Source organism: Pseudomonas sp. QL9 (genome assembly GCF_041409665.1).
GTDB lineage: Bacteria > Pseudomonadota > Gammaproteobacteria > Pseudomonadales > Pseudomonadaceae > Pseudomonas > Pseudomonas knackmussii.
This window is the reverse complement of the sequence record NZ_CP166971.1, coordinates 3,890,904-3,910,099: the sequence shown is the minus strand read 5'-3', so window position 1 is coordinate 3,910,099 and position 19,196 is coordinate 3,890,904. Positions and strand designations below refer to the sequence as shown.

The window sequence follows — 19,196 nt, the reverse complement described above, 5'->3', positions numbered from 1 at the left end:
CAAGGCCATTGATCGGCGGCACTCTAGCAGCGCTTTGTGACGACGCGGCTAACCCGCGCGTTTCAAGAGCCCGGCCAGCATTGTCATATGGATGTCACCCGAAGTTCACATCGGCTACATGACGGCAACGGACACTGCCTCAATGAGCACGACTCCCCTGCGCATCGCGCTGATCAGCGAAACCTTCCCGCCGGAAATCAATGGCGTGGCCAACACCCTCGGGCGCCTGGCCAGTGGCCTGATGCAACTCGGCCATCGGGTGCAGGTCGTCCGCCCGCGGCAGAGCGTCGACGACGGCCGCCACAGCGACGACGAACTGCTGCTGACCCGTGGCTGGCCGCTGCCCGGCTACCCGGGCCTGCAGTGGGGCCAATCGTGCCTGCACAAGCTGCTGCGGCACTGGCGGCGGCTGCGCCCGGACGTCCTCTACATCGCCACCGAAGGCCCCCTCGGGCTGGCCGCGTTGCGGGCCGCCAAGCGCCTGCGGATCCCCGCACTGAGCGGCTTCCACACCAACTTCCAGCAGTACAGCGCGCACTACGGACTGGGCCCGCTGACGCGCCTGGTGACCGCTTACCTGCGCTGGTTCCACAACCGCACGCTGCGCACCCTGGTGCCCAGCGCCAGCCAGGCGCTGGAGCTGGAACGGCGTGGTTTCGCCCATGTCGTGCAACTCGCCCGCGGGGTGGATGGCCGACTGTTCCAACCCGGTCGCCGCGACGATGAGTTGCGCCGCCAATGGGGCCTGGGCGAACAGGAGATCGCCGTGCTGCATGTCGGTCGCCTGGCCGCGGAGAAGAACCTCGGCCTGCTCGGCCGCGCCTTCCGCCAGTTGCGCGCGGCGCACCCGAATCTGCACATGCGCCTGATCGTGGTCGGCGATGGGCCGCAACGTGCGCAACTCGCCCAGGAACTGCCGGATGCACTGTTCTGTGGGTTGCAACGCGGCGAGGAACTGGCCCGCCACTACGCCAGCGGCGACCTGTTCCTCTTCCCCAGCCTTTCGGAAACCTTCGGCAATGTGGTGCTGGAGGGGCTCGCCTCCGGTCTCGCGGTCGTGGCCTACGATCAGGCCGCCGCCGGCCAGCACATCCGCCACGGACACAACGGGGTGCTTGCCCCGCCGGGTGACGAAGCGGAGTTCATCGACGCCGCCAATTGGCTGCTGGAAGACCGCGAACGCCTGCGCCGGGTGCGCCTGAATGCGCGCCAGCACGCCGGCCGCCTGGAGTGGGCGGGTATCGTCGAACGTTTCGAGGGTTACCTGCTCGACGCCAGCCATCGGCTCCCGGGCGCTGCGGTGGAACCGCAGGCCGCACCGGGCGCCGACGTCGCGCGCAAGTGAATCAAGCGAAGGGCTTGGGCTCGGCGGCGAACGACAGGCTCATCGCTCCGGCGCCCAGGTTGATGCCGCCGGTGGGGCTGAGCATTGCCAGGTGCACGCCGATACCGCGCTCACGGCAAGCGCTCTCCAGCGCATCGAAACCCGGCAGGTCGCGCAGTGCCGACGGATCGCCGGCATAGCTCAGGCACATGTGCGGCGCCAGCAGCTCGCCCGCCTCGACCCGCGCACGGGCGAAGCTGAGCAGACGCTCGGCGGACTTCTCGTAGTTCGGCGAAACCGAAACCGGCTTGTCCTCGCCCTGTACCAGGCTCAGCACCGGCTTCATGTCGAGCATCGAACCTATGCCGAGGAAGGCGCCGCGCAGGCGATCGCCGATGCTGCTGCGGTCGCCCTTCTGGAAGCCGCGGCGGCGGATGTGGCCCAGGTCGCTGGCGACCAGGAAGGTGTTCATCTGGTTGCTCAACTGCTCCAGGCGCGTGCGGATGGCGTTCGGATGGCTGTCTTCGCCGAGCAGGCGCACGCCTTCCGCGACCAGCACGGCCAGGCCGGCGAACACTGTCTGGCTGTCCACCACGCGCAGGGCGAAGGGGCCGTTGACGCCGGCGGCGGTGCGCCGTTCGCGGTAGTTCTGCAGCAGGCCGAAGGAGGCCTGGGTGGCGTTATCGAAGATCGGGCTGCGGGCGCTGCTGACAGTCAGGCAGATGACGTAGTCGAAGTCGGTGACCAACTGTTCGAGGAACCACTCCTGGGTTTCGGCGGGGGTCAGCGGCACGCTGCCGTCTTCCGGCGCGACCTTGGGCAGGTCCTCGGAATAGAAGCGCAGGGTGGTGTCGGGATCGCGGTCATCGATGATCCGCTTCTCGCCCACTTTGATGCCGATGGGCAGGACGCGGATGTTGTTGGCAGCGAGGAATTCGGGGGGCAGGTCGCAGGTCGCATCGACCACCAGGCCAATCCGCATGGCTTACTCCTTTTGGCCGCTGGCCGGCCTATTGTTGTGTGATCGCCGTCATAACAATGCCCGTTTCCGACCTTTAAGTCAGCACATCGGAAGGCGTGCGTAGGAAAAGTTTTGTAAACGCGTCAGTAAAATTCCCGACCCTATGACAAAAGAAACCGCCCAGGGGAAACCCCTGGGCGGTTTTGTCATTCCGTGTCGATCAGGCCAGCGACATCAGCGCATCGCGGCTGAACGGCTTGATGTCTTCCAGGCGACCGTCACGCACTTTCAGAGCCCAGTCCGGATCGACCAGCAGCGCACGGCCGACGGCTACCAGGTCGAACTCCTGCTTGTGCAGACGCTCCAGCAGACCCTCGATACCGGAGGGTTGCGCGACCTCGTCGGTCTTGCCGAAGAAGGCCAGGAACTCGCTGCCGTCCAGGCCGACGTTGCCGACGGTGATGGTCGGCTTGCCGGTGAGCTGGCGGGTCCAGCCAGCCAGGTTGAGGTCGGAGCCTTCGAACTCCGGAATCCAGAAGCGGCGGGTCGAGCAGTGGAAGATGTCGACGCCGGCTTCGGACAGCGGCTTGAGGAACTCGCCGAGCGCCTCGGGGGTTTCCACCAGCCGCGCGCTGTAGTCCTGCTGCTTCCACTGCGAGAAGCGGAAGATGATCGGGTAGTCCGGGCCCACGGCTTCGCGCACCGCGCGGATCAGCTCGATGGCGAAGCGCGAACGGTTGGCCAGGCTGCCGCCGTACTCGTCGGTGCGCTTGTTGCTGCCGTCCCAGAAGAACTGGTCGATCAGGTAGCCGTGGGCGCCGTGGATCTCCACGCCGTCCATGCCGATGGCCTTGGCGTCGCGAGCGGCCTGGGCGAAGGCGGCGATGACTTCATGGATGTCCTCTTTGGTCATTTCATGGACCAGCACCTGGCCGTCCTTGACCTTGCCGCTCGGGCCGTAGCCGGGGACGCTGGCGTCCGGCTCCACGCCCAGCCGGCGCACCGAGCCGACGTGCCAGAGTTGCGGGACGATCTTGCCGCCCTCGGCATGCACGGCGTCGACCACTTCCTTCCAGCCGGCCAGGGCGTCTTCGCCATAGAAGCGCGGCACGTTCGGGTAGCCGTTGGCGGCCTTGTGGCCGACGGTAGTGCCCTCGGTGACGATCAGGCCGACACCGGCGGCGGCGCGACGGCGGTAGTACTCGACCACCTGCGCGTGGGGCACGCCGTTGGGGCTGAAGTTGCGGGTCATGGGGGCCATGACCACGCGGGTCGGCAGCTCCAGGTTGCCCAGGCGGAAGGGCTCGAACAGGCTCTCTACGGATGCGCTCACGAAGGTTCTCCAGGACGTCCAGGCGACCGGTCGTCTCGTACTGTGGGTGAAGGATTTCAGGCCTTGAGCACCCGCTCCAGGCGGGCAATGAAGGCTTCCATGGGTTTCAGCGACGCGCTCACTTTCAGCCGCGACAGCACGCCCTGCCAGGCATTGCTGACGAAGTCGGCGAGGTTGTCGCAGTGTTCGTCGGCCGGCAGTTCGCCCGCCTGTTGCGCCTCGTGCAGGCAGGCGCGGAGGATGTCCGTGCCGCGCTGCAGGATGTCGTCGACCTTGGCGGCGAGCGCCGGCGACAGCTCGGTCAGCTCGAAGCTGAGGCTGCCGATGAAGCAGTGGTACTCGAGCTTTTCCTTGCGCGCGAAGTGCGCCATCAGCTCGCCGTAGTAGCTCAGGATCCGCGCGCGCGGCCCCAGTGCCGGATTGCCGAGGGCCTCGGCGTAGCGCTGCAGGCGCGGGCCGTAGAGGTGTTCCAGGGCCTGCAGGGCGAAGTCTTCCTTGCTCTCGAAGTAGTGATAGAAGGAGCCCTTGGGGATGCCGGCGGCCTGGACGATGTCCTGCACGCCGGTGCCGTGGTAGCCGCAGCGGGTCATCGCCAGGGAGCCCTTGGCGAGGATCAGGTCACGCTTGTCGAGTCGGATGCTGTTCATGGGCGCAAGAATATGACCGGTCGTCTCGCCCCGCCCAGCACTATTGATATCGGTGATTGAGCCCCACAGCGTGCTCAGCGCTCGGTGGTGTCTTCGGGCAGCAATTCCGCCACGCACTCGCGGAGCAGATCGCGCAGACGTGCAACGCCCGGCTCGGGTTCGGACTCGGCGCGGTGCAGGCACAGGCCGAGCGGCTGCAGGGTCGGCAGGCCAAGGCTTTCGGCATCCAGCACGACGACCCCGGAAGGCAGGCCGAGCGGCGTGCGCAGGCCCACACCCAAGCCGGCAGCCACTGCCGCCCAGATGCCGGAAAGCCCGGCACTGGTGAAGGCCACGCGCCAGGCGATGCCCGCGCGGTCGAGCGCAGCCGTAGCTGCACTGCGCAATAGACAAGGGGCCTCCAGCACCACCAGCGGCAACGGCCGTTCGCCTGCCCAGGCCTGACCTTCGACAGCACCGATCCAGCACTGCGGCACGGCACCCAGGTGCTCCAGGTGCGCCGTCCGTTCGCCGGTGTCCCAGGCCAGGGCCAGATCGAGTTCGCCGTTGCGCACGCCACGCAGCAACTCCTGGTTGCGCACGCCACGCAGCAACTCCTGGTTGCGCGCGGTGCGCACCTCGATGCGCACCTTTGGATGAGCCCGGGCGAAGCGGCCGAGCAACGCCGGCAACAGCGTCTCGCCGAAGTCTTCCTGCATGCCCAGGCGCACTCGCCCTTCGAGTGCTGCGCCACGCAACGCGCTGGCCGCCTCGTCGTTCAGTTCCAGCAGGCGGCGGGCATATGCCAGCAGCGTCTCGCCCGATTCGGTGAGCGCCATGCCCCGCCCTTCGCGGCGCAGCACCGGCGTGCCGGCCTGCTCCTCCAGCTTCTTCAACTGCGCACTGACGGCCGAGGTCGAGCGCCCCAGGCGATCCGCTGCGCGGGCGAAGCTGCCCAGCTCTATGCCGGTGACGAAGGTGCGGAGCACGTCGAGATCGAAGTTCACCCGGGCCATTTCAACAATCCTGCTTTATCGAACTATCAGTTAAATATTTCCCGATTTTCGGGACAAAACTGACGCGCTAGCCTGACTTCGTCAAGTCACCCAAGCAGGAGAACCCAGCGATGTCCCTTCCACCCCAAGCAACCTCCCGCCTGCAGCAGCAGGCACCGAAGCTGGCGCAGCTCACCGAACAAGTGCTTTTCGGCGACGTCTGGCAACGCAACGAACTCTCGCCGCGCGAACGCAGCCTGGCGACGGTCGCCGCGCTGGTGGTGCTGGGTCGCGGCGAGCAGCTGCCGTTCCACTTCGACTTGGCGCAACGCAACGGCCTGTCCCGCGAGGAACTGGTCGAACTGATCACCCACCTGGCCTTCTACGGCGGCTGGCCCGTCGCCGCCTCGGCCCTCAACCGCCTCGACAGCCAGGAGGAATGACACCATGCCCTTCGCCCGCATCGCCCTGCACAAAGGCAAGTCGCCCGAGTACCTGCGCGCCCTCGCCGACAACGTCTACCGCGCCCTGCACGAAGCCTACGACGTACCGGCCAACGACCGCTTCGTGATGATCCACCAACTCGATCCCTGGGAATTCCACTACGACCGCAACTACCTGGGCGGGCCGCGCTCGGACGATTTCGTGCTGATCGCGATTACCGCCGGACGCCCGCGCGATACGCCGACCAAGCAGGCGTTCTATCGGCGACTGGTGGAGTTGCTCGGCGAGAGCCCCGGCATCGCCGGCGAGGACGTGATGGTGCAGGTCACCACCAGCAGCAGCGAGGATTGGTCGTTCGGCGGCGGACGCATGGGCATCTTCGCCAAGCCGGCCGAGAACGGCTGAACGCAGGCGGCGATTCGCGGGAAAGGAGGAATTCCGGCGGGAAGGGCATGCGCGCCACGCCCGCCGGCAGGGAGTCAGCCCAGGGCTTTCTCGATGGCCTGGATCAGCGCCGGGTCTTCCGGCGTGGTGCGCGGGCTGAAGCGGTGCAGGACGCGGCCGTCCGGCGCGAGGAGGAACTTCTCGAAGTTCCAGGTGATGTCGCCGGGGAATTCGGCGCCCTCGCCGGCGAGCAGGCGATACAGCGGATGCCGCTCCGAACCGTTCACATCGAGCTTGCCCGACATGGGGAAGCTGACGCCGTAGTTAAGCGAGCAGAACGACTGGATCTCCGCCTCGCTGCCCGGCTCCTGGCCGGCGAACTGGTTGCACGGCAGGCCGAGCACCACGAAGCCGCGATCGCGATATTGCTGATAGAGCTTTTCCAGCCCGGCGTATTGCGGGGTCAGACCACACTTGGAGGCGACGTTCACCACCAGCACTACCTTGCCCTTGAGCGGGGCGAGCGGCAGATCCTTTCCGTCGAGGCCATGCAGAGTCAGATCGTGAAAAGCGCTCATGGAGTACTCCTTGAAGATGATTCGGCACAGCGAAGTGCCCTGCGTCCGGCCGGACAATCGGTCCGCGCGACGCATCCCAGTCGGTTCGGGAAAAAAGACCCTGCGTCCGTGCATGCGAAAGGCGCCCGCAGGCGCCTTTCGTGGATGAAGCTTAGCAGCTTCGACCGGGCTTCATCGGGCCATCAATCGACCCGACGAAATACAGTCCCGGCAATCAGTGGTGGTGACCACCTTCGCCGTGGATGTGACCGTGGGCGACTTCCTCGGCGGAAGCTTCGCGGACGTTCACTACCTTCACCTTGAAGTTCAGGCGCTGGCCGGCCAGCGGGTGGTTGCCGTCGACGGTGACGTCGTCGCCGTCGATGTCGCGGATGGTGACGATCTGCATGCCGCCGTCCGGAGCGGAGGCGTGGAACTGCATGCCGACTTCCAGTTCGTCGACGCCTTCGAACATTTCGCGGCTCAGGGTCGCGACCAGCTCGGCGCTGTATTCGCCGTAGGCGTCGCCCGGCTCGATGGAAACTTCCAGTTCGTCGCCGACCTGCTTGCCTTCCAGGGCCTTCTCCAGGCCGACGATGATGTTGCCCGCGCCCTGCAGGTACACCAGGGGAGCGCCGCCAGCGGAGCTGTCGATGACCTCACCTGCATCGTTGGTCAGGGTATAGTCGATGGAAACCGCCTTGTTGGCTGCGATCTGCATGGTGAAGAACCTTTCCGAAAAAGAAGTAGAGCGCGCAAGTCTACGCCGGCCCGGGGACGAAAGCGACCCGAGGGCAGACGGATGGCCCGCCCGCGAGCCCCCGCGGCTGCTTGACTTCCGTCAGGACGAGGACGGCCACTGGGTGGCAGTGTTGTCCTGCGGCCATACCCAGCATCTGCGCCACGAGCCACCGTGGCAGTCGCGGCCCTGGGTGCTCGATCCGACGCAGCGTGCCGCCCAGATCGGGCAGCCCTTCCCCTGCGGTTGGTGCGCACGCGAAACCGACCCGACGACAAAGGAATGAGGTGAAGATGACGGCGCGCAACATCCTGGTGATCAACTGCGGCAGCTCGTCGATCAAGTTCGCCCTCGCCTGCGAGGCTCGTGAGGGTTTCATTCTCCACGGCCTGGCCGAACGCTTGGGCGAACCCGGCGCCGTGCTCGCCTGGCAGCAGGGTGACTTGCGCGACAGCATCGACCTGCAGGGCGCCGGCCACGAAGCCGCCCTCGCCCACCTGCTGCCGCTGGTGGAGAAAGCGCTGGACGGCCCGCTGCACGCCATCGGCCATCGCGTCGTGCATGGCGGCGAGCGCTTCACCCAGGCTTGCCGCATCGACGCCGAGGTCCTTCGGGCGATCCGCGACACCGCGCCCCTGGCGCCGCTGCACAACCCGGCCAACCTGCTCGGCATCGATGCCGCCATGGCGCTTTATCCACAGCTGCCGCATATCGCCGTGTTCGACACCGCCTTCCACCAGAGCCTGCCACCGCGCGCTTACCGCTACGCCGTGCCGGAGCCGCTATATAGCGAGCAGCACGTGCGCCGCTATGGCTTCCACGGCACCAGCCACCGCTACGTCTGCCATCGCGCCGCCGAGATCAGCGGCCTGGCCCTGGGCGACAGCAACTGGCTGTCCGCGCACCTGGGCAACGGCAGCTCGACCTGCGCCATCGCCAACGGCCAGAGCCGCGACACCAGCATGGGCCTGACCCCGCTGGAGGGCCTGATGATGGGCACCCGCAGCGGCGACGTCGATCCGAACCTGCACAGCCACCTGGCGCGCACCCTGGGCTGGAGCCTGGAGCGCATCGACCACATGCTCAACCACGACAGCGGCCTGCTCGGGCTGTCCGGCCTGTCCAACGACATGCGCACCCTGGAGCACGCCCGCGACCAGGGCCACGCCGGCGCCGCCCTGGCCATCGAGGTGTTCTGCTACCGCCTGGCCAAGTCGCTGGCGGCCATGACCTGCGCCCTGCCGCGGCTGGACGGCATCATCTTCACCGGCGGCATCGGCGAGAACTCGCCGCTGGTGCGCAATCTCACCGTGCGCCACCTGCACGTGCTGAACCTGGAGCTCGACGGCGAAGCCAACGCCCGCTGCGTGCGCGGCGTCGAAGGGCCGATCCACCTCGCCGGGCATCCGCGGGTGCTGGTGATCCCGACCAACGAGGAACGCCAGATCGTCCTCGACACCCTGGCCGTACTCGGCTGAAGATGCGCCCTCGCCCCACAAGGGCAGATCGAACCCGAACGGCTTAAGGAGCCCGGATGCACACCTTCTTCATCGCCCCGACCGGCTTCGGCGTCGGCCTCACCTCGATCAGCCTCGGCCTGATCCGCGCCCTGCAGCGCGCCGGCCTGAAGGTCGGCTTCTACAAACCCATCGCCCAGCCGCAACCCGGCGACGACGGCCCGGAGCGCTCCAGCGAGCTGGTCGCCCGCACCCACGGTCTGAAACCGCCGACACCGATGCCACTGAGCAAGGTCGAACGCATGCTCGGCGACGGCCTGCTCGACGAGCTGCTGGAAAACATCATCCGCGAGTTCCAGGCGACCGCCGAAGGCCAGGACGTGATGATCGTCGAAGGCATGGTTCCGACCCGCCACGTCAGCTACGCCGCGCGCGTCAACTTCCACCTCTCGAAGAGTATCGACGCAGAGGTGATCCTGGTTTCCGCGCCGGAGAACGAGACGCTCAACGAGCTCTCCGACCGCCTCGATATCCAGGCCCAGCTGTTCGGCGGCCCGCACGACCCGCAGCTGCTCGGGGTGATCCTCAACAAGGTCCGCGATATCGACGAAGAAGGCCGCCCGCTGGAAGGCGAAGCCGGTGCGCAACGCTACGCCCAGCGCCTGCGCGAACATTCGCCGCTGATGCGCAATGGCGACTTCCGCCTGCTCGGCTGCATCCCCTGGCAGGACGACCTGAACGCCCCGCGCACCCGCGACGTCGCGGAGTTGCTCAATGCCGGCGTGATCAATGCCGGCGAATATGAACAGCGGCGGGTGCAGAAGATCATCCTCTGCGCGCCCTCGGTGCCGAACATCGTCCACCTGCTCAAGCCCGGCGTGCTGGTAGTGGTGCCCGGCGATCGCGACGACGTGATCCTCGCCACCTGCCTCGCCGCCATGAACGGCGTTCCGCTCGCCGGCCTGCTGCTGTGCAGCGGCCTGGCACCGGACGCACGCATCATGGAGCTGTGCCGCAGCGCCCTGCAGGGCGGGCTGCCGGTGCTCTCGGTGAACACCGGCTCGTTCGACACCGCCGGCGACCTGACCGGGATGAACAAGGAAATCCCGGTGGACGACCGCGAGCGCTCCGAGCGCGTCAGCGAGTACGTCGCCGGGCACATCGACTTCGACTGGTTGCGCCAGCGCTGCGGCGCGCCGCACGAACCACGCCTGTCGCCGCCGGTATTCCGCTACCAGTTGACCCAGCGCGCAGCCCAGGCCCACAAGCGCATCGTCCTGCCCGAGGGCAGCGAGCCGCGCACGGTGCAGGCGGCGGTGATCTGCCATGCCCGCGGCATCGCCCGCTGCGTGCTGCTGGCCAAGCCCGACGACGTACGCGCGGTGGCGCAGATGCTCGGCATCGCCCTGCCGGAGGACCTGGAGATCATCGATCCGGACCAGGTCCGCAGCCGCTACGTCGAGCCCATGGTGGCGCAGCGCAAAGGCAAGAACCTGAACGCGCCCATGGCCGAGCAGCAGCTGGAAGACAACGTCGTGCTGGGCACCATGATGCTCGCCCTCGACGAAGTGGACGGCCTGGTTTCCGGCGCCATCCACACCACCGCCAACACCATTCGCCCGGCGCTGCAGCTGATCAAGACCTCGCCCGGCTACAACCTGGTGTCCTCGGTGTTCTTCATGCTGCTGCCCGACCAGGTGCTGGTGTATGGCGATTGCGCGGTGAATCCCGACCCTTCGGCCAGTGACCTGGCGGAAATCGCCGTGCAGAGTGCCGAGTCCGCGCAGGCCTTCGGCATCACCCCGCGAGTGGCGATGATCAGCTACTCGACGGGCGAGTCGGGAAGTGGCGCGGATGTCGACAAAGTGCGGGAAGCAACACGCATCGCGCAGGAAAAACGCCCCGATCTGTTGATTGACGGACCCTTGCAGTATGATGCCGCCGCCATCGCCAGCGTCGGCCAGCTGAAGTCTCCCGACAGCCCGGTGGCCGGCCGCGCGACCGTGTATGTGTTCCCCGACCTGAATACCGGGAACACCACCTACAAGGCGGTGCAGCGCAGCGCCAACTGCATAAGCATCGGCCCGATGCTGCAAGGCTTGCGCAAACCGGTGAACGATCTGTCGCGCGGCGCCCTGGTGGAAGACATCGTCTACACCATCGCGCTCACCGCGATCCAGGCCGACACGCAACACCCATGAACCCAGGAGGGCCGCTCCGCCGAGCGGCCCAGGCCAACGCGGGCGCAGGATGCCGCCCACTCCACAGCCGGGGCCAGACCCCGCCCAAGCACCCGTGATGGAGCGGGTGCCCACGTACAAGGACTTTTCGATGCTTAACTTCCTTCCCCACTTCCTGCGCGGCGTGCTGGCCAGCCTGCTGCTGTTCGTCAGCACCCTCTGCTGGGCGACGCTGCTGCTCAGCATGTCCCTGCTCAAGCTGGTGCTGCCCTTCGCTGTCGCGCAGTCCGTCCTCAGCAAGCTGATGAGCCTGATCGCCGAAGGCTGGATCGGTTGCAACAAGGGCTGGATGAACCTGGTGCAACGCACCGACTGGCAAGTCCAGGGGCTGGAAGGCCTGCATTACGACCACTCCTACCTGGTCACCAGCAACCACCAGAGCTGGGTCGACATCCTCGTTCTGCAGTACCAGCTGAATCGCCGCATCCCGCTGCTGCGCTTCTTCCTCAAGCAGCAGCTGATCTGGGTCCCGGTGATCGGCCTGTGCTGGTGGGCGCTCGATTTCCCCTTCATGAAGCGCTACAGCAAGGCCTACCTGGCCAAGCACCCGGAGAAGAAGGGCCAGGACCTGGCGACCACGCGCAAGGCCTGCGCCAAGTTCAAGCGCATCCCGGTGTCGGTGTTCAACTTCCTCGAAGGCACCCGCTTCACCCGCGCCAAGCACGACGCGCAACAGTCGCCCTTCCCGCACCTGCTCAAGCCCAAGGCCGGCGGCATCGCCTTCGTCCTCGACGCCATGGGCGAGCAGCTGCGCACGCTGGTCAACGTCACCATCCACTACCCCGACGGCAGCCCGACCTTCTGGTGCCTGCTCTCCGGCCGCCTCAAGCGCGTGGTGGTGCGTTTCGACGAGCTGGAAATCCCGCGCCAGTTCATCGGCAAGAGCTACGACCAGGACGAGAGCTACCGCAACGAGTTCCAGCAGTGGGTCAACCAGCTGTGGGAGCGCAAGGAGCAACTGCTGGCGCAGTTGCACCGCGAGTACCCAGCCAGCGCCTGAGGATTTTCTGGATTCCCGCGTTCGCGGGAAGGACGCAGGCGGGATCATCGCCCCATCGTCATCCCCGCGAACGCGGGGACCCAGCAAACAGCACAAACGAAAAAGCCCGCCAATCGGCGGGCTTTTTCATGCTGCGGTGTTACTGGTACTGCTGCTGCGGCGCGGCGGTGCCCTGGGCGCCCGGCAGGGCTTTCAGGTTCACTTCGACGCGACGGTTCTGCGCACGGCCGTTGGCGTCGGCGTTGCTGGCGATCGGCTGGTCCGGGCCCATGCCGCGGGTGCTCACACGGGTGCCGTCGACGCCTTGCGAGGTCAGGTAGGCGGCCACGCTCTGCGCACGGCGCTGCGACAGGTCCATGTTGTGCTGGCGGCTGCCGGTGCTGTCGGTGTAGCCGACGATCTCGATGCTGTTCTGGTTGAACTGCTTGAAGGAGTTCGCCAGGTTGTTCAGCGGGGTGTAGAAGGACGGGGCGATGTTCGCCGAGTCGGTGGCGAAGGTGATGTTGCCCGGCATGATCAGCTTGATGTCGTCACCCTGGCGCTGCACCTGCACGCCAGTGCCCTGCATCTGCTGGCGCAGTTGGGCTTCCTGCTTGTCGGCGTAGTAACCGTAACCGGCACCGGCCAGACCGGCGACAGCGGCGCCGATCATCGCGCCCTTGCCACGGTTGTCGTGGTTGATGGCTGCACCGGCGACGGCGCCGGCCAGCGCGCCCAGACCACCGTATTTGGCGGTCTTGCTGACGCCGCCTTCCTGCGGCACCTGGGTGTTCGGGTCGTAGGGGTTCTGCGCGGCGCAACCGGCCATGAGAGCGAGGACGGTGGCGGCAGCGACCATCGAGAGACTACGTGGGGTGAACATGAAGGAAGACTCCTCGAATTGCGAAACGCCCGTTCTCGGGCGGCAGGTTAGAGCACAGGGCGTGCAAAAGATTCCATTGCAAAATTAAGCGCGGATGAAGGGATTTTCCCGCATTTCGTCGCCAAGGCGGGTATCCGGGCCATGGCCGGTGACCACGGTGGCCCCCTCGTCCAGGCTGTAGAGGCGCTGTTTGATGGACCGCTCGATGGTGGCGTAGTCGCCGCCCCACAGGTCGGTACGGCCGATACCTCGGCGGAACAGGGTGTCGCCGGCGATCAGCAACTTGGCGCCGGGGAACCAGAAACTCATCGAACCCGGCGTATGCCCCGGCGTGTGCAGCGCCACACCGCAGCCACATGCCAGTTCCTCGTCGTCCTTCAGCCACTGGTCCGGCGACGGCACTGGCTTGTACGGCACGCCGAACATCCGGCACTGCATTTCCAGGTTGTCCCAGAGGAACTGGTCGCCTTGGTGCAGGTGCAGGGTCGCTCCGGTCTTCTCCTTCATCTGCCCGGAGGCCAGGAAGTGATCCAGGTGCGCGTGGGTGTGGATGATGCTGACCACCTTCAGGCCCAGGGCGTCCAGGCGCTGCAGGATCAGCTCGTGGTCACCGCCCGGGTCGACCACGATGGCCTTCTTCGTCACCGGATCGCCGATGATGGTGCAGTTGCACTGCAACGGGCCGACGGGGAAGGTTTCGCGGATCAGGGTGGGTTTAGCGGCTTCCATGGGTGTTCCTGCTGGATTGATGACTCATTTGGGCTCAACACGATTGACGACGGCGACGATCCGTAAAGAAAGCCCTTGCCAGTGGCACGCCAGATCGGCCGCAAAGGGTGGCCCCAATGGACACGCACTTTCAATACCCAATCCGCGGCAAAGGCCTGGACGACGACAATCGAGTCGAAAGCAGACGCCAGTGGGTTTGCTCGCCAAGACAAAGCTGACTCCACGCACTTCGCCGAGGCGCTGCAGATACAAGCCCGCGATGGCAACTATCCAGGCAGTCACTGGCGGCCTGCACGCCGATACGGATGTACTAGCCTCAGAGCATCATGCCTTGCCATCAAGTCGCCAGCGCTAGCGACAGTCGACTCACCACATAGAGACGATAGCCATGAAGCGAATTCCATACGTTATTGCGACGCTCATCCTGGGCGCCTGGGTGTCCGCGGCCCTTGCCGATGGCCAATGCCAAGGCCCGGTAAAGGACGGCAATACTTGGAATCTGGTTTGTAGCGCCGATGAGTCCGATGGGTCGGATGACTCCGACTATCAGTGCGATTACGTCCTTTCGCTGACCAACGCACAGGGGTTGAGCCGCAATGTCGAAGTCAGCGGAAGCGTTTCTCCGGGACAAAGCGGGGCCATCATCTGGTCAGCCATCCAGAGCGAAAACGCCGACATCGTTTCCGCCAGCATCGTCAGTGGTTCTTGCAGCCTTTGAGCCCAGCCTCGGTTTCGCTCCTTCGCGCGAACGGGCGTCGTCCATGGACGACACCCGGGAAACAAGCGTGAAGACGAAACCCCGACTGCAACTCGCGCAGGCACTCAGTCGCCGCGGTAATCGGTGGGCAGCTTGCCGGTCCACTTGCGGAAGGCCCGGCGGAAGTTCGACGGGTCGTTGAACCCCAGCAGCAAGGCAATTTCGTAGAGCGGCAGGTGGGTGGTCGTCAGGTATTGCACGGCCAGGCGCTTGCGCACGTCGTCGAGCACTTGCTGGTAGGTGGTGCCCAGGCTCGACAGGTGCCGGCGCAGGCTGCGCCCGCTGGTATGCAGCTCGCGCGCCACGCTGTCCAGATCGGGGAATTCGCCGGGCCGCGCCAGCAGCAGGCGGCGGATGCGGGTCAGCAGGCCTTCCTGCACATCGATGCTGGCGAGCAGGGCTTCGCACTGCTGCTCGCACATCTGCACTGTCGCCGGGTTGGCCAGGGCCATGGGCCGGTCCAGGTATTCGTTGGGCAGGCTGATGGAGTGGTACGGCTGGTCGAAGGCCACCGCGCAGCCGAACACCTCCGCATAACGCTCGGCATAGTCCGGCGCGGCGTATGCGAAGCCGACTTCGACACCCTGCAACGGCTCGCCGACGAGGAAGCGCGCGATGGTGTGCAGGCTGGTCATCAGGCCCTCACTGGCGAAGCGCTGCATCGGCCCCAGCGGGATCGACTCGCTGGCGCGCAACTGCGCGCGGCCATGTTCCTCGACCCGTTCCAGGTCGAAGGCCAGGCCGAGCACGCGGTAGTACTTCAGGGCGAAGTCGATGGCCCGCTCCAGGTTGGCGCTGGAGAGCACCGCGTAACCGAGGATGCCGTGGGTGGAGACGTTCAGTCGCTGCCCCAGCAGCAGGCCGAAGGCGGGCTCGCCGCAGTGCGTCAGGGCGGCGCCGGCAAGCAGGTTGAAGTCGATGAAGGACAGGCGCCCGGCCGGGCTTTGCAGCACCTCGGGGCGCACGCGAGCCAGCTCGAGCAGGCGTGGGCGCGGCACACCGAGTTCTGCGGCGAGGTCCAGCAGGGCCTGGGCATAGGCCACCGGAACGAGTTCGGCGGTGAAGGTGAGCGGTTGCTTCATGGCTTTTTCTTGTTATCGCCATTGGCCGGATATGACCGGAATGTTGGCAGAAGATAACCTTGTGACACTAGTCCGGCAAGCCCAAAGTAGCTGCCATGGATAACCACAACAATGGAGCCGTCATGGCCAGCACGACCCCCGCAGGACTGGAAATCAAGCCCCGGCACATGGACTTCGAGCTGCCCGATCCGCTGCCCCGCCACTGGCACGGCGGCGACGCCTTCCGCTCCCACCTGTTCGATGCCATGTCGGTGCTCTTCCCCGACGGCGAGCGCTTCTTCATCGACTCGGTGCGCAACTTCCGCGAACAGATCAGCGACCCGGTGCTCAAGGAGCAGATCCGCGGCTTCATCGGCCAGGAAGGTCACCACAGCCGCGAACACCTGACCTACAGCCAGCGCCTGCGCGACCTCGGCTACGACATCACCACCATCGAGAAGCGCGCCCAGGCACGCATCCGCTTCACCCAGAAGAAATTCCCCGCCAAGCGCCAGCTGGCCGCGACCGCCGCGCTGGAGCACATCACCGCGATCATGGCCAACGGGCTACTGACCAACCCGCGCACCATGGAAGGTGCCGACCCCGTGATGCAACGCCTGTGGCGCTGGCACGCGCTGGAGGAAACCGAGCACAAGGCAGTGGCCTTCGACGTCTACAACCAGGTCTGCGGCAGCCGCAAACTGCTGCGCCGGGCGATGCGCATGGCGACCTTCTTCTTCGTCCTCGATACCTTCCGTGGCCTGGTGCACATGCTGAAGAAGGACGGCCTGCTGTGGAACTGGCGGGTCTGGCGCGACGGTCTGAAATGGAGCTGGGGCAAGCACGGCGTGTTCCGCCCGCTGGTGCGCGAATACCTGGACTTCTTCAGGGACGACTTCCACCCCTGGCAGCACAACAACCTCGATCTGCTGTACCAGGTTCGCAAGGAGTATGACCCGCAGCCGCTGGCCCACGCGGGCTGATTCCCCTCCTCCACCAACGCCCCGGACTGCCGGGGCGTTGGTGTTTCTGCATTGGGATCGGCGCCTCGCTACGACGAAAAAGCCCCGGCAACCCGGGGCTTTTCTCATCGACTCAATGCGTCAGGCATGCAGGAAGCGCAATGCATCCGCTGCGGATTCCTCGGGAATCTCCTCCATCGGCACATGCCCGACGCCCGCGTAAGTCTTCACCTCGATGCCCGGCAAATCGCGCTGCCACAGCGGTACGTGGCGCGGTGAGATCCAGCGGTCGCGCTCGCCCCACATCAGCAGGGTCGGCGCCTTGATCAGCGCGACTCGCTCCGGCGCGGTCGGCAGCTCCTCGCGATTGGCCTTCACGAGCACACGGAAGATATCGATCATCGCCCGCCGGTTTCCCGGGCGGCGGCTGATGTCGTAGTAGCGATCGACCACCCCCGGCTGGATGCGCCTGGCGTCACCGTAGACCTCCTTGATGCCCTGGGCCACCAGTGCGCGCGGCATCCAGGCCGGCATCAGCAAGCCGGCGCCGGGCAGCACCGCGCTGGCGATCATCAGCGGCACCTTCTGCATGTAGTAGCCGGCCGGGTCGACCAGGATCAGCCGCTCGACCCGCTGCGGATGCTGCGCCGCGTAGTTCCAGGCGATATAGCCGCCCAGCGAGTTGCCGGCGATGGACACCCTGTCCAGGCCAAGACGATCGAGGAACTGGGCGAACACCCGGACCAGGCGCTCACCGCTGTATTCGCGATCGCGGCCGGCACCGGTCAGGCCGAAGCCCGGCACGTCCAGGCGCACGATGCGGAAGTGTCGGCCAAGCTCGGCCACCCAACCATCCCATGTATGCAGCGAGGCCATCACCCCGTGCACCATCACCAGCACGGGCTTGTCGTGGCTGCCTTCGTCGCGGTAGTGGATCTGGAAGCCGTCCACCTCGATGAAGCGCGAACCGGCCTCCGGCGAGGCATAGCGGGCGATCAAGGCGTCCAGCGGCAAGGCGCCGAAGCCGAAGCGGGCGAAACCGGCCGCCAGCGGCGGTTCCAGGGCGTAGGTAGCGGACATGGGGCACTCCGGTGCTTGTTGTTCTAGAGGCCCGATCACACCACAGCGCGACGCGCGACGCGCCCAACCTAGGGCTGGGGCGCCGATGCGCAGAGGCTGTTCACCAGCAGATCGCCGAGCACCCGCTTGACCTCGCCGATATCGTGACCCGCGGCATCGCCGAGCAATTCGTGGGAGGCCGCCTCCATCGCCCAGAGCAGCGCCTGGTAGGTCAGCGGCGCATGCTGCACGCCTTCGGCAAGGAAGCGTTCTTCGAGCAGCGCCTGCAGTTCGCGCAACGCCTCGCGGCGGTGGCCAGCCAGGGGCGAGCCTACGCGCAGCGCTTCCTCGTGCATCAGGCGGATGATCGGCCCCACGGCCAGGTGATAGTCGAAGAAGCGCTCGATCATCGCGCGCAGCCAGGCCTCGCTGCTGCCGGCGACGGTACGCATCTCGCGGAAGCGCATGAGCAGCAGCTGCACCGCCCTGCGGTAGATGCCTTCGAGCACGTCGAGCTTGCCGTCGAAGTACTTGTAGAAGGTGCGCCGCGACACCTTGGCCGCCGCCAGCAGGTCGTTCACCGTGGTCTCGGCCAGGCCCCTGGCGACGAACACCGGGATGCTCGCCAGCTGGATGTTGGCGCGTTGCAGATGGTTGACCAGCGGCCCCTCGGCGTTACCTTCCTGGCGGGCCAATGCTCCGTAGCCACCCAAGTCCTCGAACACCGCCAGCACCGCTCCGGATTCCTGTCGCGTCATGTCCCCTCCACCCAACCAAGGCGCGGGGTGACGGCGACCGCGCCCGTCGCTAACCTAGCCTTCCGCCCTTCGCGCAAGGAAAGCCCGTTCGTGCCGAACCTATCACGCCGCCTGCTCTGGCCGCTGGCCATCCTTTTGCTGGTTGTCGGCCGCAGCGCCCTGGCTAGCGGCGAGCTGTACTACCTCGGGCAACCCATTCCGGATATCCAGCGCGCCTGGACCAGCGAGGACTACCAGAAGCTGATCGATGCCCTGCAGGCGCTCGACAAGACCCAGGCCAACGCCCTGCCCCGGCGCAGCGGCGAGTTCACCGGGCCGATCTACCAGCGCATGGTCAGCGAGGACAACTTCCGCTCGCAGATGAACATCTACGCGCCGCTGGAGCTGCGGCAGAACGAGGCGCGCGAAGTGCTGTTCAAGCTCAAGGAGCTGATGCGCCTGTACTTCGATTTCCGCGCCGCGAAGCAGCCCTATGGCGCCGAGGCGCTCGGCCTGATGAGCTACTCGCTGCGCGAACAGGCGATCCTGTTCAATCTGACCGTCGAATTCTGGATGACCCTGGCGCAGAGCGAGCAGCGCAACCCGGTGCGCCTGAAGGGCATGCAGGAAGCCAAGGCGGCGGCTTCGATGCTGACCAGCAGCGCCCTCGACTACCTGGGGCTGACCGCGCAGTTCGAGCGCCAGGACCTGGTGCTCTACAGCGCCGAGTTGTCCAAGCAGATGCCCGAACTCTTCGTCCACCTGCCCGGCGAGGTGCGCGGCCAGATGCTGGCTCGCGTGCAGCAGTTCGCCGAACAGCATCCCTACCCCGAAGTGCGCGGCAACATGCATGACCTGCTGCCGGTGCTGCAGAACATCCAGGCCGATGTGCAGCGCCAGCTGGCGGCCCCGGTCAAGGGTGCGGCGGCACCGCCGCCCCTGGACCTGAGCGCACCCAAGGAATAAGCG

Annotated in this window: 21 protein-coding genes; 10 read left to right on the top strand and 11 right to left on the bottom strand. The window is 66.2% G+C overall.

Annotated features, from left to right (window positions below; all coding sequences use genetic code 11):
• The first annotated feature begins 142 nt into the window (after window positions 1-142).
• On the top strand, window positions 143-1,345 hold the full coding sequence (locus ACA097_RS18310) for a glycosyltransferase family 4 protein (protein WP_371365081.1): 1,203 nt from the start codon (window positions 143-145) through the stop codon (window positions 1,343-1,345).
• A gap of 1 nt (window position 1,346) precedes the next feature.
• Here the strand turns inward: ACA097_RS18310 and ACA097_RS18305 are convergent, their stop codons facing one another.
• From ACA097_RS18305 to ACA097_RS18290, 4 genes are all read right to left on the bottom strand, one after another.
• Window positions 1,347-2,306 (bottom strand): DegV family protein, encoded by a 960-nt coding sequence (locus ACA097_RS18305; protein ID WP_371365079.1) that lies wholly within the window; start codon window positions 2,304-2,306, stop codon window positions 1,347-1,349.
• Window positions 2,307-2,505: 199 nt separating this feature from the next.
• A complete protein-coding gene (locus tag ACA097_RS18300; protein WP_371365077.1) occupies window positions 2,506-3,618 on the bottom strand; it encodes an NADH:flavin oxidoreductase in 1,113 nt (370 codons plus the stop codon).
• Between the two features lie 56 nt (window positions 3,619-3,674).
• Window positions 3,675-4,265, bottom strand: coding sequence for a TetR/AcrR family transcriptional regulator (locus tag ACA097_RS18295; protein ID WP_043254777.1), 591 nt, complete (start codon window positions 4,263-4,265; stop codon window positions 3,675-3,677).
• A 74-nt stretch (window positions 4,266-4,339) separates the two neighbouring features.
• Window positions 4,340-5,260, bottom strand: a complete 921-nt coding sequence (locus tag ACA097_RS18290) for a LysR substrate-binding domain-containing protein (RefSeq protein WP_371365075.1) — start codon at window positions 5,258-5,260, stop codon at window positions 4,340-4,342.
• Between the two features lie 110 nt (window positions 5,261-5,370).
• On the opposite strand from ACA097_RS18290, the gene ACA097_RS18285 reads away from it, so the two are divergent.
• Together ACA097_RS18285 and ACA097_RS18280 are read left to right on the top strand one after the other, a co-directional pair.
• Window positions 5,371-5,682 carry a carboxymuconolactone decarboxylase family protein gene (locus tag ACA097_RS18285; protein WP_371365073.1) on the top strand — a complete coding sequence of 104 codons (312 nt, stop codon included), beginning with the start codon at window positions 5,371-5,373 and terminating at the stop codon, window positions 5,680-5,682.
• Between the two features lie 4 nt (window positions 5,683-5,686).
• Window positions 5,687-6,088, top strand: coding sequence for a tautomerase family protein (locus ACA097_RS18280; protein WP_371365071.1), 402 nt, complete (start codon window positions 5,687-5,689; stop codon window positions 6,086-6,088).
• A 74-nt stretch (window positions 6,089-6,162) separates the two neighbouring features.
• Here ACA097_RS18280 and ACA097_RS18275 read toward each other — a convergent pair whose 3' ends face one another.
• Window positions 6,163-6,645, bottom strand: a complete 483-nt coding sequence (locus ACA097_RS18275) for a glutathione peroxidase (protein ID WP_043254782.1) — start codon at window positions 6,643-6,645, stop codon at window positions 6,163-6,165.
• Between the two features lie 214 nt (window positions 6,646-6,859).
• The gene (locus ACA097_RS18270) at window positions 6,860-7,345 is read right to left on the bottom strand and encodes a peptidylprolyl isomerase (RefSeq protein ID WP_043254784.1); all 486 of its coding nucleotides are present in this window, start codon (window positions 7,343-7,345) and stop codon (window positions 6,860-6,862) included.
• Between ACA097_RS18270 and ACA097_RS18265 the strand changes: the two genes are divergently transcribed.
• The 4 genes from ACA097_RS18265 (at window position 7,314) to ACA097_RS18250 (ending at window position 12,060) form a co-directional block, all read left to right on the top strand.
• Window positions 7,314-7,649 carry a DUF3565 domain-containing protein gene (locus ACA097_RS18265; protein WP_084166829.1) on the top strand — a complete coding sequence of 112 codons (336 nt, stop codon included), beginning with the start codon at window positions 7,314-7,316 and terminating at the stop codon, window positions 7,647-7,649. The two genes, ACA097_RS18270 and ACA097_RS18265, sit on opposite strands and share 32 nt — an antisense overlap.
• Window positions 7,650-7,656: 7 nt before the next feature.
• On the top strand, window positions 7,657-8,841 hold the full coding sequence (locus tag ACA097_RS18260) for an acetate kinase (protein WP_043257674.1): 1,185 nt from the start codon (window positions 7,657-7,659) through the stop codon (window positions 8,839-8,841).
• A gap of 56 nt (window positions 8,842-8,897) precedes the next feature.
• Window positions 8,898-11,021, top strand: coding sequence for a phosphate acetyltransferase (gene pta / locus ACA097_RS18255; protein ID WP_043254788.1), 2,124 nt, complete (start codon window positions 8,898-8,900; stop codon window positions 11,019-11,021).
• A 130-nt stretch (window positions 11,022-11,151) separates the two neighbouring features.
• Entirely contained in the window at window positions 11,152-12,060 is a 909-nt protein-coding gene (locus tag ACA097_RS18250; protein ID WP_371365066.1) for an acyltransferase, read from the top strand.
• A 139-nt stretch (window positions 12,061-12,199) separates the two neighbouring features.
• Here the strand turns inward: ACA097_RS18250 and ACA097_RS18245 are convergent, their stop codons facing one another.
• Both ACA097_RS18245 and ACA097_RS18240 read right to left on the bottom strand, forming a co-directional pair.
• The gene (locus ACA097_RS18245) at window positions 12,200-12,922 is read right to left on the bottom strand and encodes an OmpA family protein (protein ID WP_371365064.1); all 723 of its coding nucleotides are present in this window, start codon (window positions 12,920-12,922) and stop codon (window positions 12,200-12,202) included.
• A gap of 84 nt (window positions 12,923-13,006) precedes the next feature.
• A complete protein-coding gene (locus ACA097_RS18240) occupies window positions 13,007-13,651 on the bottom strand; it encodes an MBL fold metallo-hydrolase (RefSeq protein ID WP_371365062.1) in 645 nt (214 codons plus the stop codon).
• 388 nt (window positions 13,652-14,039) lie between these two features.
• Between ACA097_RS18240 and ACA097_RS18235 the strand changes: the two genes are divergently transcribed.
• Window positions 14,040-14,369, top strand: coding sequence for a hypothetical protein (locus tag ACA097_RS18235; protein ID WP_371365059.1), 330 nt, complete (start codon window positions 14,040-14,042; stop codon window positions 14,367-14,369).
• A gap of 104 nt (window positions 14,370-14,473) precedes the next feature.
• Here the strand turns inward: ACA097_RS18235 and ACA097_RS18230 are convergent, their stop codons facing one another.
• Window positions 14,474-15,490 (bottom strand): AraC family transcriptional regulator, encoded by a 1,017-nt coding sequence (locus ACA097_RS18230; RefSeq protein WP_371365056.1) that lies wholly within the window; start codon window positions 15,488-15,490, stop codon window positions 14,474-14,476.
• Between the two features lie 122 nt (window positions 15,491-15,612).
• On the opposite strand from ACA097_RS18230, the gene ACA097_RS18225 reads away from it, so the two are divergent.
• Entirely contained in the window at window positions 15,613-16,452 is an 840-nt protein-coding gene (locus ACA097_RS18225) for a metal-dependent hydrolase (RefSeq protein WP_371365054.1), read from the top strand.
• Window positions 16,453-16,572: 120 nt separating this feature from the next.
• Here the strand turns inward: ACA097_RS18225 and ACA097_RS18220 are convergent, their stop codons facing one another.
• Window positions 16,573-17,511, bottom strand: coding sequence for an alpha/beta fold hydrolase (locus tag ACA097_RS18220; protein ID WP_371365052.1), 939 nt, complete (start codon window positions 17,509-17,511; stop codon window positions 16,573-16,575).
• Between the two features lie 68 nt (window positions 17,512-17,579).
• Window positions 17,580-18,248: a TetR/AcrR family transcriptional regulator gene (locus ACA097_RS18215; protein WP_371365049.1), complete on the bottom strand. Its 669-nt coding sequence runs from the start codon at window positions 18,246-18,248 to the stop codon at window positions 17,580-17,582.
• 90 nt (window positions 18,249-18,338) lie between these two features.
• On the opposite strand from ACA097_RS18215, the gene ACA097_RS18210 reads away from it, so the two are divergent.
• Window positions 18,339-19,193, top strand: coding sequence for a hypothetical protein (locus ACA097_RS18210; protein ID WP_371365047.1), 855 nt, complete (start codon window positions 18,339-18,341; stop codon window positions 19,191-19,193).
• Window positions 19,194-19,196 lie beyond the last annotated feature (3 nt).

Coding starts and splice junctions, on each gene's coding strand:
- ACA097_RS18230 (WP_371365056.1), bottom strand. CDS start 15,490: ATGAAGCAACCGCTCACCTTCACCGCCGAACTCGTTCCGGTGGCCTAT.
- ACA097_RS18295 (WP_043254777.1), bottom strand. CDS start 4,265: ATGAACAGCATCCGACTCGACAAGCGTGACCTGATCCTCGCCAAGGGC.
- ACA097_RS18290 (WP_371365075.1), bottom strand. CDS start 5,260: ATGGCCCGGGTGAACTTCGATCTCGACGTGCTCCGCACCTTCGTCACC.
- ACA097_RS18280 (WP_371365071.1), top strand. CDS start 5,687: ATGCCCTTCGCCCGCATCGCCCTGCACAAAGGCAAGTCGCCCGAGTAC.
- pta (WP_043254788.1), top strand. CDS start 8,898: ATGCACACCTTCTTCATCGCCCCGACCGGCTTCGGCGTCGGCCTCACC.
- ACA097_RS18215 (WP_371365049.1), bottom strand. CDS start 18,248: ATGACGCGACAGGAATCCGGAGCGGTGCTGGCGGTGTTCGAGGACTTG.
- ACA097_RS18240 (WP_371365062.1), bottom strand. CDS start 13,651: ATGGAAGCCGCTAAACCCACCCTGATCCGCGAAACCTTCCCCGTCGGC.
- ACA097_RS18270 (WP_043254784.1), bottom strand. CDS start 7,345: ATGCAGATCGCAGCCAACAAGGCGGTTTCCATCGACTATACCCTGACC.
- ACA097_RS18285 (WP_371365073.1), top strand. CDS start 5,371: ATGTCCCTTCCACCCCAAGCAACCTCCCGCCTGCAGCAGCAGGCACCG.
- ACA097_RS18260 (WP_043257674.1), top strand. CDS start 7,657: ATGACGGCGCGCAACATCCTGGTGATCAACTGCGGCAGCTCGTCGATC.
- ACA097_RS18250 (WP_371365066.1), top strand. CDS start 11,152: ATGCTTAACTTCCTTCCCCACTTCCTGCGCGGCGTGCTGGCCAGCCTG.
- ACA097_RS18265 (WP_084166829.1), top strand. CDS start 7,314: ATGGAAACCGCCTTGTTGGCTGCGATCTGCATGGTGAAGAACCTTTCC.
- ACA097_RS18310 (WP_371365081.1), top strand. CDS start 143: ATGAGCACGACTCCCCTGCGCATCGCGCTGATCAGCGAAACCTTCCCG.
- ACA097_RS18275 (WP_043254782.1), bottom strand. CDS start 6,645: ATGAGCGCTTTTCACGATCTGACTCTGCATGGCCTCGACGGAAAGGAT.
- ACA097_RS18225 (WP_371365054.1), top strand. CDS start 15,613: ATGGCCAGCACGACCCCCGCAGGACTGGAAATCAAGCCCCGGCACATG.
- ACA097_RS18245 (WP_371365064.1), bottom strand. CDS start 12,922: ATGTTCACCCCACGTAGTCTCTCGATGGTCGCTGCCGCCACCGTCCTC.
- ACA097_RS18220 (WP_371365052.1), bottom strand. CDS start 17,511: ATGTCCGCTACCTACGCCCTGGAACCGCCGCTGGCGGCCGGTTTCGCC.
- ACA097_RS18305 (WP_371365079.1), bottom strand. CDS start 2,306: ATGCGGATTGGCCTGGTGGTCGATGCGACCTGCGACCTGCCCCCCGAA.
- ACA097_RS18235 (WP_371365059.1), top strand. CDS start 14,040: ATGAAGCGAATTCCATACGTTATTGCGACGCTCATCCTGGGCGCCTGG.